Origin of the sequence: Gordonia sp. i37, assembly GCF_002043085.1 — a bacterium.
GTDB lineage: Bacteria > Actinomycetota > Actinomycetes > Mycobacteriales > Mycobacteriaceae > Gordonia > Gordonia polyisoprenivorans.
Genome location: NZ_MVPX01000203.1, coordinates 1 through 12,343, shown reverse-complemented (window position 1 = coordinate 12,343; position 12,343 = coordinate 1). Strand labels below are relative to the sequence as shown.

The window sequence follows — 12,343 nt, the reverse complement described above, 5'->3', positions numbered from 1 at the left end:
CCTCCTCGGGCCCGATGCCCATGATCTCGAAGACCCGTTCCTGCACGTCGCGGCGATGGATACGGATCGATCCGCCACCGATCTCGTTGCCGTTGCACACGATGTCGTAGGCGTAGGCCAGCGCCGCACCGGGATCGGATTCGAGGTGCTCCAACGATTCCGGGGTCGGCGAGGTGAAGGCGTGGTGCACGGCGGTCCAGGCTCCGGAGCCGACGGCGACGTCGCCCGCGGCACTCGCCTCGTCGGCCGGCTCGAACAGCGGCGCGTCGACGACCCAGGTGAATGCCCAGTCCGCGGTCGCGGGGTCGATCGGTTCACCCGCTGCCGGGATGAGTCCCAGTCGCATCGCGATCTCCGAGCGTGCGGCGCCGAGCAACGCTCGCTGCGCCTTCGCGGGCCCGGCGGCGAAGAACACGCAGTCGCCCGGCGCGGCCCCGACATGTGCTGCCAGACCGTCACGTTCGGCGTCGGAGAGGTTCTTGGCGACCGGTCCGCCGAGAGTGCCGTCGTCGTTGACGAGCACATAGGCCAGGCCCTTGGCCCCGCGTTGCTTGGCCCACTCCTGCCAGGCGTCGAGGGTGCGTCGCGGCTGCGAGGCTCCCCCGGGCATGACGACGGCGCCGACGTACGGCGCCTGGAACACGCGGAACGGGGTCTCGGAGAAGTACTCCGTGCATTCGACCAGTTCGATGTCGAAACGCAGGTCGGGTTTGTCGCTGCCGAAGCGACGCATCGCGTCGGCGTAGGTGATGCGCGGGATCGGTGTGGTCAGCTCCACCCCGATCAGCCGCCACAGCGCGACGAGGATCTCCTCGGCGAGGGCGATCACGTCGTCCTGATCGACGAAGCTCATCTCGACGTCGAGCTGGGTGAACTCCGGCTGACGGTCGGCGCGGAAGTCCTCGTCGCGGTAGCAGCGCGCGATCTGGAAGTACCGCTCCATACCCGCGACCATCAGCAACTGCTTGAACAGCTGTGGGCTCTGCGGGAGGGCGTAGAACGAACCCGGCTGCAGGCGTGCGGGCACGAGGAAGTCGCGGGCGCCCTCGGGGGTCGAGCGCGTCAGCGTCGGGGTCTCGATCTCGACGAAGTCGCGGGCGAGCAACACCCCGCGGGCGGCGGCGTTGACCTTCGAGCGCAGCCGCAGCGCCGATCCGGGACCCTCGCGGCGCAGGTCGAGGTACCGGTGGCGCAGGCGCGTCTCCTCGCCGGGGTTCTCGTCGAGCTGGAACGGCAACGGCGCCGCCTCGTTGAGCACCTCGAGTCGCGCGGCGTTGATCTCGATCTCACCCGACGGCAGATTGGGGTTCTCGCTGCCCTCGGGGCGCACCTCGACGACGCCGGTCACGGCGATGCAGTACTCGGCACGCAGCCGATGCGCGGCCGCGGCGACCGCCTCGTCCCGGAACACCACCTGCACGAGTCCGGAGCTGTCACGCAGATCGATGAACACCACGCCCCCGTGATCGCGGCGGCGGGCCACCCAGCCGGCGACGGTGACGGTCTGCGTGGCATCGGCGCGGCGCAGGGAACCGGCGAGATGTGTGCGGAGCACGAAGGTCCTTCCTCAAGGGTGGAGACGTCGAGATCGGTGGGCGCGTCAGCCCCTGACAATCTTAGGCGGCCACCGCACGCAGGCGGCCACCGCCCGGGCGGTTGTCGCGCACGGCTGCGGCGTCGGCGAGTCTCGAACTGTTCGACCCGATCCGGGTGGTTCGTCTCGTTACGCTGTGGCCATGACTTTTCAGGGCAGCGGGCCACTCGACACCGGGAACGTCTCCGGCGGGGGTGGCGGTGGCGGCGCCGGCCGGATCGCACTCGGCGGTGGTGCCGGACTGATCATCACCATCGTGGCGTTGTTGTTCGGGGTCAACCCGGGAGACATCATGGGCGGCGGCACCACCGGGACCGGGAGCTCCAACTCGGCCTCGTCGTCGGTGATCGACGAGCACATCCGGTCCTGCACCGTGGAGATGGCCAATCAGGGTGACGCGATCTGCCGGATCGTGGCCACCACCAACAGCCTCGACCACGTCTGGCCGACGCTGATGTCGAACTACACCCCACCCAAGACCACGATCTTCAGCGGGTCGGTGAACACCGCGTGTGGTGCGGCTACCTCGGCGACCGGCCCGTTCTACTGCCCCGCGGACAAGACCGCCTACTTCGACCCGGATTTCTTCGACACCCTCGTCCAGATGGGCGGCAGCAATGGCGCCCTCGCGCAGGAGTACGTCGTGGCCCACGAGTACGGCCATCACGTGCAGAACCTGACCGGGGCACTGCGCAAGGGACAGCAACTCGGCTCGCAGGGACCGTTGTCGGGATCGGTGCGCGTGGAACTGCAGGCCGACTGCCTGGCCGGGGGGTGGGCGCATCACGCCAGTGACGAGGGATACGACAACCGGCTGCAACAACTGACCCAACAGGATATCGCCGGGGTCATCCAGACCGCCAAGGCCATCGGTGACGACACCATCCAGGGCGCCAACTCCAACCCGGAGGGCTGGACGCACGGGTCGGCGCAGCAGCGCGCGCGATGGTTCACCATCGGCTATCAGGGCGGCGACCCCAAGCGCTGCGACACCTTCGCCACCAACGACCTGTGATGCCGTCCGCACGCACCAGCACCGCCGTCGACGCGATCGCCGACGCCCATCTGCGCACGATGGCCACCGACGACCCGATCCTGGCCACCGAACTCGGGATCGATGACGCCGCCGCAGACCGGCTCACCGACTTCTCCCCCGACGCCGTCGCCACTCGCGCCGAGCACGCCCGCGCGACGCTGGCCGCGCTGGGTGCCGCCGAGGTGTCCGACGACGTCGACCGGGTGACCGTCGCGACGATGACGGCGTCGCTGCGCCGTGAGCTCGCACTCGCCGATGCGGGAGAACTGACCGGTGTCTGCAACGTCATCGCCTCTCCACTACAGGCGATCCGCGACATCTTCGATCTGATGGACACCGGTTCACCGGCGGCGCGTGAGACGATGGTGCGCCGGATCGCGGCGATCCCGGACGCGCTGACCACCGCGATCGCCGGCCTCGAACAACGACGCGCAGCCGGGCCGCCGTTCGCCCGCCGGCAGGTGGAACTCGTTGCCGCGCAGGCAGATCAGGCGCTTGCAGCGATCTCGGCGAACACCGGCTCCATCGTCGCCGACCCCGAACTGGCCGCCGACCTCGAATCCGCCACCACCGCAGCGGGTTCGGCCTTCGCCGACTTCGCCGGCCACCTGCGCACCGGGGTGGCGCCCGACGCCGTCGACGACGATGCGGTCGGCCGTGACCGGTACCTGCTGCATCTGCCGCACTATCTCGGTGCCGACGCCGACCCCGAAGAGGCCTACGACTGGGGTCTGGATCATCTGCGGGAAATCGTCGCCGAACAGCAGGCCATCGCCGCGCAACTCGTACCCGGGGGGACGGTCGCCGACGCCCTGGCCGCACTCGATGCCGATGCGCGGTATCAGATCCACGACAAGCAGGCGTTGGTCGACTGGATGCAGGCGACCTCCGACGCCGCCGTCGACGGACTGGCCGGCACCCACTTCGAGATCCCGTCCCGGCTGACCAGGCTGGAATGCCGGCTCGCGCCGTCGTCGACCGGCATCATCTACTACACCCAGCCCGCCGCCGACCTGAGCCGGCCGGGCCGCATGTGGTGGGCGGTTCCCCCGGGGCAGACCGTGTTTCACACGTGGCAGGAGAAGACCACCGTCTACCACGAGGGAGTGCCCGGTCATCACCTCCAGCTGGGTTCGGCGATCGTCGACGATGATCTCAACTCGTGGCGCAAACTGGCGTCGTTCACCTCCGGGCACGGCGAGGGCTGGGCGCTCTACGCCGAACGCCTGATGGCCGAACTGGGCTGGCTCGACGACCCGGGCGACCGGATGGGCATGCTGGATTCGCAGCGGCTGCGCGCGGCGCGGGTGGTCGTCGACATCGGCGTGCACTGCCGATTGCGTGCCCCCGAGTCGGTCGGCGGCGGCATCTGGGACGCCGAGAAGGCCTGGAGATTTCTCACCTCGTCGGTGGCCATGGACCGGGCGGTGTTGCGTTTCGAGCTCGACCGCTACCTGGGCTGGCCCGGTCAGGCGCCGTCCTACGCACTGGGACAACGGGTCTGGGAACAGACCCGCGACGCCGCCCTCGCCGCGCATCCGGGGTGGACGCTCAAGCAGTTCCACACCCGCGCGCTGGCGCTCGGCGGGGTGAGCCTCGATGTCCTCGCCGAGCAGATGCGCCGAGCGGGTTGAGGCCGATCCGTATGACATTTCCTCCGGTTTCCGGAGGGAATGTCATACGGATCGACGTGCGCCTCAGCCCAGCAGGCCCCGTACCTCGTCGACGAGGCCGTCGAGCGAGGCCCGATGCTGGTCGCCGGTCGCGAGATTCTTGATCTCGATGGTGCGCTCGGCGAGTTCGCGATCACCGAGCACGAGCGCGAGCCGTGCCCCGGACCGGTCGGCCGCCTTCATCGCACCCTTCAGACCGCGATCGCCGTAGGCGAGATCGACGCTGATTCCCGCGGCCCGCAGAGTCCCTGCGACAGATACCAATTCGGCTTTCGCATCGGCACCGAGCGGAACCCCGAAGACCTCGACGCGCGCGGCGTCGGCACCCGCGACGCCTTCCGCTTCGAGGGCGAGCATCGTGCGATCGACGCCGAGGCCGAATCCGATACCCGACAGATCCTGCTTACCGCCGATCTGCTGCATGAGGCCGTCGTAGCGTCCGCCGCCACCGATCCCCGACTGCGCACCCAGTCCGTCGTGGACGAATTCGAAGGTGGTCTTGGTGTAGTAGTCGAGTCCGCGTACCAGCCGCGGATTGATCTCGTAGGGCACGCCGAGCCGGTTCAGGTGGGCGAGCACGGTGTCGAAGTGTGCCCGCGCGTCGTCGCTCAGATAGTCCAGCAGCAGCGGCGCGTCGGCGGTGGCGGCCTTGATCTCGGGACGTTTGTCGTCGAGCACACGCAGCGGATTGATCTCGGCGCGTTGACGGGTCGGCTCGTCGAGGTCGAGCCCGAAGAGGAACTGCTGCAACGCTTCCCGATACCGGGGTCGGCTCTCGTCGTCGCCGAGGGAGGTGATTTCCAGCCGGAAGCCGGAGAGCCCGAGGCGTCGGTAGCCCTCGTCGGCGATCGCGATGACCTCGGCGTCGAGGGCCGGATCGTCGACGCCGATGGCCTCCACACCGACCTGCTGGAGCTGGCGGTAGCGACCGGTCTGCGGCTTCTCGTACCGGAAGAACGGACCCGCATAGCAGAGTTTGACCGGCAACTGACCACGGTCGAGACCGTGTTGGATGACCGCGCGCATCACGCCCGCGGTGCCCTCCGGGCGCAGCGTGACCGAGCGGCCACCGCGGTCGGCGAAGGTGTACATCTCCTTGCTGACGACGTCGGTGGACTCACCCACCCCACGCGCGAACAGCGCGGTGTCCTCGAAAACGGGCAACTCGATGTGGCCGTACCCCGCACGCCGTGCCGCCTCGGTGAGTGTGTCGCGCACCTTGCGGAAGTCGGCCGAGGCCGGCGGGTAGTAGTCCGGGATACCCCGAGGTGCGGCGAAATCGTTGGTCACAGGCCCATTCGTCCCTTCTTCGCGGTACTGGTGCCCTCGGCGCCACCGGCGAGACCGGCGAGGAACGGATTGCTCGCACGTTCGGCACCGATCGAGGTCTGCGGTCCGTGCCCGGGCAGGACCTGGGTGTCGTCGGTGCGGGTCAGCAGCCGAGCAGCGATGGAGTCGAGCAGCTGCTGATGGTTGCCGCCGGGCAGATCGGTACGGCCGATCGACCCGGAGAACAATACGTCACCGGAGAAACACACCGGGACGGTGTCACCGGCGCCGCTCTCGTCGACCGGCACATCGAGGGTCAGCAACACCGAGCCCTGCGTGTGACCCGGTGCGTGGTCGACCGCCAGCCGCAGCCCGGCGATCTCCACCGTCTCGCCGTCGACGAAGTCGAGCACCTTGTCCGGTTCCCGGAACTCCAGCGACCCGATCACCGAGGAGAGCGCATGGCCGAGACCGATGCCCGGATCGGCGAGCATCGGCCGGTCCTCGGGGTGGATGTAGGCCGGGATCGAGAACTCGTCGCAGAGATCCGCGGCGGTCCACGTGTGATCGAGATGGCCGTGGGTCAGCAGTACCGCGACCGGGGTGAGATCATGCTCTGCCAGCACCTTCTTCGCCATCGGTGCGGCGTCCTGTCCGGGATCGATGACGACGGCCTCGCCACCGGGTGCCGGGGCGAGGATGTAGCAGTTGGTCTGGAACATGCCTGCGGGGAAGCCGGTGATCAGCATGGCTCCATTGTGTCTCATGGGAATCCGGCGGCCTCGGCCGCGGTCGGCGTACCAGCTCTTTTGTCGGCGCGAGCGTCGCCACGCCCGGCTGTGTCCTCGACCCGGTGCGGCGAGTTCACAGGAGATACTGGCACACTGCATGGGGTGTCCGGCGGGAGTCGGACGACGAGCAGAGCGCATACGACACCAAGCGCACACCGAGGAGGGGTCACAGCGTGGCGAGCAACAAGGAACCCGAGAAGCCGGGTGCCCACAACGATGCCGACAACGATGACCCGGCCACCTCGAGTCCGACGGGGCCGAACCTGAGCAAGAATCCCTCCGATCCCGCGGGCGACGGTCCCGCGGATCCGGCGACGGGCGACCGGGCGCTGACCAACGAGCAACGACGCGAGGCCGCCAAGCGCAAGCTCGAGGAACGGTTGGAGCGCGAACGCGCGGCTGCCCGCAAACGCAAGGTCCTCATCGGTTCGGTTTCGGGTGTGGTGGTCATCGCGGTACTGGCGACCGCCACCTACTTCATCGTCGACAAGATCCAGACCGATCGATTCAACGCCTCGCACACGACGTGCGATTACGTCGCCAAGGACAGCAACTTCAAGCAGATCCCGACGACGGTTCCCGCCGAGATCACCGATCCCGCCCAGCGCGCGCTCTATCAGGAGCAGATCGACAAGGTGAAGGCCGGCGAGTCCAAGCAGAAGACCGCGCCGATGCCCGACAAGACGCAGGCCAAGGACGGCACGTCCACGCTCACCCTGACCACCACGCAGGGTGTCGTGCCGGTCGATCTCAATCGCACCGGTGCTCCGTGTAACACCGGCGCGGTCATCTCGCTCGCCGATCACGGCTACTACGACAACAGCCCGTGCCATCGGATGACGACCGCGGCGCTGAAGGTCCTGCAGTGCGGTGACCCGACCGGCACCGGTCTCGGCCAGCCCGGCTGGACGAGCCCCGACGAGCCGCCGACCGATCTCAAGCCGTCCGGTCAGGCCAACCCGATGACCGGCCAGCAGGCCGTCACCTACCCGCGCGGGACCGTCGCGATCGCCAACAGCGGTAGCGCCCAGCAGGGTGAGGCGAATTCCGGTGGGTCGGCGCAATTCTTCATCCTCATCCAGGACGGCACCCTGCCGCCGAGTTACGCGGTGGTCGGCACCGTCGCACCTGACGGTATGAAGGTCATCGACAAGGTGTTCGCCGGTGGCGTGAACCCCGGCATCGGACCCAACCAGACGACCGGCGCGTACGAGCGCACCGCCGACGACGGCTCACCGAAGCTGCCGATCACCATCGAGACCGCCAAGGTCTCCTGACGCCGATCTCGCCACGGCCCGGCCGTGGCGAGACCCATCAGGCCGCCGACTTCTCAGGCAGCCGAGGTGACGCGGTACACGTCGTAGACGCCTTCGACATTGCGGACGACGTTCAAGACGTGTCCGAGGTGCTTCGGGTCGCCCATCTCGAAGGTGAATTTGCTGATCGCGACGCGATCGCGGCTGGTGGTGACCGATGCCGAGAGGATGTTCACCCGTTCGTCGGCGAGCACCTTGGTCACGTCGGAGAGCAGCCGGTGACGGTCGAGCGCCTCGACCTGGATGGCGACGAGGAAGATCGATTCGGGTGACGGCGCCCAGGAGACGTCGATGATCCGTTCGGACTGATCGCGCAAGGCGGTGGCGTTGGTGCAGTCGGTGCGGTGCACGCTGATCCCGCCACCGCGGGTCACGAAGCCCATGATCTCGTCACCGGGTACCGGGGTGCAGCACTTGGCGAGCTTGATCAGCACATTGTCGACGCCCTCGACGACCACGCCGGCATCACCGCCCTGACGGGAACGGCTGGGCATGGTCGACGGGGTGGAGCGCTCGGCGATCTGCTCGGCGGCCTCGTCGATGCCACCGAGAGCGGCGACGAGACGGTTCACCACATGCCGAGCCGAGACGTGGTTCTCCCCGACCGCGGTGTAGAGCGCGCTGACATCGGTGTACCGCAATTCCTTGGCGACCGCGGCCATCGAGTCCGCACTCATCAATCGCTGCAGCGGCAGTCCCCCGCGGCGGACCTCCTTGGCGATGGCGTCCTTGCCGTGCTCGAGCGCCTCCTCGCGACGCTCCTTGGCAAACCACTGCCGGATCTTGGCCTTCGCACGTGGTGAGACGACAAAGTTCTGCCAGTCCTTGCTGGGCCCGGCCGTGGGCGCCTTCGAGGTGAACACCTCGACGACCTCACCGTTCTCGAGGGTCCGTTCGAGGGCGACGAGCCGGCCGTTGACACGTGCGCCGATACAGCGGTGACCGACCTCGGTGTGCACCGCGTAAGCGAAATCGACCGGTGTCGACCCGGCGGGCAGCGTGATCACATCACCCTTCGGGGTGAACACGAAGATCTCCTTGACCGCGAGGTCGTAGCGCAGCGACTCCAGGAACTCCCCCGGGTCGGCGGCTTCTCGCTGCCAGTCGAGGAGTTGGCGCATCCACGCCATGTCGTCGACCTCGGCGACATCGGATTTGCGACCCTTGCGATCCTTGTAGCCACTCTCCTTGTATCGCCAGTGGGCGGCGATGCCGAACTCGGCGGTGCGGTGCATGTCGTAGGTGCGGATCTGCACCTCGAGGGGTTTGCCCTCGGGGCCGATCACCGTGGTGTGCAAGGACTGGTAGACCCCGAACCGTGGCTGGGCGATGTAGTCCTTGAACCGGCCCGCCATCGGCTGCCACAGCGAGTGCACCACGCCGACCGCGGCGTAACAGTCGCGCACCTCGTCACACAGGATGCGCATGCCGACGAGATCATGGATGTCGTCGAATTCGCGGCCCTTGACGATCATCTTCTGATAGATCGACCAGTAGTGCTTGGGCCGGCCCTCGACCGTCGCGGTGATCCGGGCCGAGGACAGCGCGTTGTTGATGTCGGCGCGCACCCGCGCCAGATAGGTGTCGCGTGAGGGTGCGCGGTCGGCGACCAGCCGCACGATCTCCTCGTACCGTTTGGGGTGCAGGATCGCGAAGGAGAGGTCCTCGAGCTCCCACTTGACCGTCGCCATACCGAGCCGATGGGCAAGGGGCGCAATGACTTCCAGCGTCTCTCGCGCCTTGCGGGCCTGCTTCTCCGGGGGCAGGAAGCGCATCGTGCGCATGTTGTGCAACCGGTCGGCGACCTTGATCACCAACACGCGTGGGTCACGGGCCATCGCGATGATCATCTTGCGGATCGTCTCGGCCTCCGCGGCGCTGCCGAGGGCCACCTTGTCGAGCTTGGTCACCCCGTCGACGAGGTGGGCGACCTCCGCCCCGAACTCCGATTCCAGTTGCTCGAGGCTGTATCCGGTGTCCTCGACGGTGTCGTGCAACAGCGCGGCGACCAGGGTGATGGTGTCCATACCGAGGTCGGCGAGGATCGTGGCCACAGCGAGCGGATGGGTGATGTAGGGGTCACCGGACTTGCGGTTCTGCCCCTGATGACGTTCGTCGGCGACGTCGTAGGCGCGTTGCAGCAACGCGACGTCGGCTTTCGGGTAGATCTCCCGGTGCAGGGTGACCAGCGGTTCGAGCACCGGACGAACCGGGCTGCGGGTCGCGGTCATCCGGCGCGCGAGGCGGGCACGCACCCGCCGCGACGCGGACGAATGTTGTGGCAACGCATCGTTGGGGTCGCCCGCTGCTGCGGACTCGACCGATGCCGACTCCACCTCGGCGGGTCCGGCGTCGGTGATCGGGCCCGCGGTGTTCGGCTCGTCGGCCATCAGACCCTCCCTCGGCTTCGGCGGTGGACGCGGCGGGCGCATCGGATCGTTGCCTCACACCACAGGTCGGTCCCACCACACATGTCGCAAGTCTAATCCGCGCATTCGGGAGCACCGGCGGTCCGGCCGGAATGTGACGAGCCGGGCAGCCCGTGGCGGCATCACGGCTCAGCGATCGCCACGTATCCGCTTGAGCCGCGCCTTGCCGAGATTGGAGCGCACCACCCAGGCGACGTCGGGGTCCGGATCCTGTGACAGCGCGTCGAACACCGGCAATCCGGCGTCCGGGTCGGCGGCGACCGCGACGCTCCACCCGTATCCCAATCCCTTACGCAAGGTACGGGTGTCCGGTGCGCGCCGGCGTGCGTCGGGGACGGCACGCAATACGTCGGTGGCCCGTTCGCACACGTCGATCGCGTGGGCGGCCATCTCGGGGGTCCGCAGCAGCCTCGGTTCGCAGATCGCGGCGACCGCGGCGCGGGCGAGCAGGGGGCCGGGTCCGTCCGCCCACTCCCGTGCCACCGCGGCCATCGAGTCGGGATCGTCGTCACCCCACCGTTGCAGCGCCATGGCCACGCCCTCCCGTATCCGCCACCGCTCGTCGGCGGCGAGTTCACGCAGCCGGACAAGACCTTTCGAGCGGTCCTCGGCCGCACGGAGCAGACGTCCGATCCCGGCGGCCCCGCAGGTGGCCCGGTATTCGTCGGCGTCATCGACGGCCTGCCAGATCGTCGTGGCGGACGCCTCCTCCACGAAGGCGGCCAGCAAGGTCAGGTTCGCCCGTGGCCCGGGCAGACCCGAGTGCGCATCCAGATAGGCCAACCACCGCGCCGGCGCGTCGCCCAAGGCGGCGAGTTCGCGTCGATACTCCTCAACACCCATGCCCGCCAACGATTCTCATCGGTCGATCAGTCGGAGGTGACCGCGTGCACCGGAATGCCGGCGAATCCGTCGGCGATGCGGGCCCGACCGCCGAGCGCCGCGATCTCCATGATCACCGCGACCCCGATCACCTCGGCGCCGGCGCGACGGAGCAGTTCGGCCGCCGCCACCACGGTGCCGCCGGTGGCAAGGACGTCGTCGACGAGCAGTACCCGCGATCCGGTGATGTCGATTCCGCTCGCCGGGATCTCCAGTCGCGCACTGCCGTATTCGAGGTCGTAGTCGATCGAGTACACCGGTGGCGGGAGTTTCCCGCCCTTGCGGACGGCGAGGATTCCGACCCCCAGTTCCCGCGCGACGGCTCCACCGAGTAGGAAGCCGCGGGCGTCGATGCCCGCCACCAGATCGACCGACCCGCAGCCATGGGTCAGCGCGGTCACGATCGCCGACAACCCGTCGGGGTCGGCGAGCACCGGCGTCAGATCCTTGAAATCGATTCCCGGCGCCGGGAAATCGGCCACCATGCGGCCGTGTTCGGCGATCGCGGTTCGCGCCCGGGCCAGGGCGTCGACAGTCGGGGCGTCGACAGTCGGGGTGTCGGGGGTAGGGCTATCACTGTCCTTGCTCACTGGCTGCGTACCCATCGGTCCATGTTCCATCCCGTTCCGTTTCGCCCCGCACCTGCGACGACGTTGGTGATCCGATCTTTCCAGCCATGCGCGCGGGGGGCGGCGAACAGCGGGATCGAGGGCACTTGAGCCCACGCCGCGTTCTCGATGGTCCGGACGAGCGCGAGTCGCTCGGATTCGAGATCGGTGACCGCCAGAGCGTCGATCGCGTCATTGACCTGCGGGTTCGAGAAGTTCGCCAGGTCGAGTGGGTCGTCTCCACGCAGTTGGTAGGCATCGCGGGCCTCGTCCGCGGCCCCCGCGGCGGCGAAGGCGGCGCCGTTGGCCAAAAACAGCGCGTCGGCCGAGGAACCGAGTGTTCCGACCCCGTGGGTGTCGGCACCGACATCGGTGACGGTGATTCCTGCGGGGGCACACGCGGTGGCGATGCCCGCGACCATCTGTTTCCAGCGCTCGGTCGGTGCGGCATAGCCGATACGCACCGTCTTGGCCGGTCGACCCCCGGCATCATCGGCCGCCTGGGACAGCAGGTCACGGGCGCGCGGGAGATCGGGACGTGCGTATTGCGTGCCGAACTCGCCGTTCAGCGATGCGGCCAACTCGTCGCCCGGCGCGAGTACCCGCATATTCCACATCTGGGCCCCGTATCCGAATTGCCGGGCGAGCGCATCGCGTGGCACACAGGAGGCGAAGGCCCGTCGCACCCGGGTGTCGGCGAACACCCCGCGCCCGGACAGCACGAGCCCCTCGACGCCGAGCGCCT

Annotated in this window: 8 protein-coding genes and 2 pseudogenes; 3 read left to right on the top strand and 7 right to left on the bottom strand. The window is 68.3% G+C overall.

The features are described 5' to 3' along the window. Positions 1-1,555: aspartate--tRNA ligase (aspS, locus tag B1964_RS09475; protein ID WP_079929600.1), on the bottom strand; the 1,555-nt coding region annotated here is incomplete at its 3' end. Positions 1,556-1,736: 181 nt separating this feature from the next. Between aspS and B1964_RS09470 the strand changes: the two genes are divergently transcribed. Both B1964_RS09470 and B1964_RS09465 read left to right on the top strand, forming a co-directional pair. After that, a complete protein-coding gene (locus B1964_RS09470) occupies positions 1,737-2,609 on the top strand; it encodes a neutral zinc metallopeptidase (protein WP_079929599.1) in 873 nt (290 codons plus the stop codon). Further along, positions 2,609-4,264, top strand: a pseudogene (locus tag B1964_RS09465) (DUF885 domain-containing protein); the annotation flags it as partial. The gene B1964_RS09470 and the pseudogene B1964_RS09465, both read left to right, overlap by 1 nt. A gap of 63 nt (positions 4,265-4,327) precedes the next feature. Here the strand turns inward: B1964_RS09465 and hisS are convergent. Next, positions 4,328-5,593 (bottom strand): histidine--tRNA ligase, encoded by a 1,266-nt coding sequence (hisS, locus tag B1964_RS09460; RefSeq protein ID WP_014359897.1) that lies wholly within the window; start codon positions 5,591-5,593, stop codon positions 4,328-4,330. Further along, positions 5,590-6,321, bottom strand: coding sequence for an MBL fold metallo-hydrolase (locus B1964_RS09455; RefSeq protein ID WP_014359896.1), 732 nt, complete (start codon positions 6,319-6,321; stop codon positions 5,590-5,592). The genes hisS and B1964_RS09455 overlap by 4 nt, the downstream gene beginning before the upstream one ends. Before the next feature lie 215 nt (positions 6,322-6,536). On the opposite strand from B1964_RS09455, the gene B1964_RS09450 reads away from it, so the two are divergent. Continuing rightward, on the top strand, positions 6,537-7,640 hold the full coding sequence (locus B1964_RS09450) for a peptidylprolyl isomerase (RefSeq protein WP_079929597.1): 1,104 nt from the start codon (positions 6,537-6,539) through the stop codon (positions 7,638-7,640). A 53-nt stretch (positions 7,641-7,693) separates the two neighbouring features. Here B1964_RS09450 and B1964_RS09445 read toward each other — a convergent pair whose 3' ends face one another. The 4 genes and pseudogenes from B1964_RS09445 to B1964_RS09430 form a co-directional block, all read right to left on the bottom strand. Beyond that, positions 7,694-10,069: a bifunctional (p)ppGpp synthetase/guanosine-3',5'-bis(diphosphate) 3'-pyrophosphohydrolase gene (locus B1964_RS09445; RefSeq protein ID WP_079929596.1), complete on the bottom strand. Its 2,376-nt coding sequence runs from the start codon at positions 10,067-10,069 to the stop codon at positions 7,694-7,696. Positions 10,070-10,237: 168 nt separating this feature from the next. Further along, complete coding sequence (locus B1964_RS09440; RefSeq protein WP_079929595.1) at positions 10,238-10,951, bottom strand: PBS lyase heat domain-containing protein repeat-containing protein; 714 nt, start codon at positions 10,949-10,951, stop codon at positions 10,238-10,240. Between the two features lie 26 nt (positions 10,952-10,977). After that, the gene (locus tag B1964_RS09435) at positions 10,978-11,595 is read right to left on the bottom strand and encodes an adenine phosphoribosyltransferase (protein ID WP_253193941.1); all 618 of its coding nucleotides are present in this window, start codon (positions 11,593-11,595) and stop codon (positions 10,978-10,980) included. Then, positions 11,577-12,343 (bottom strand): annotated as a pseudogene (locus tag B1964_RS09430) (ABC transporter substrate-binding protein); the annotation flags it as partial. The gene B1964_RS09435 and the pseudogene B1964_RS09430, both read right to left, overlap by 19 nt.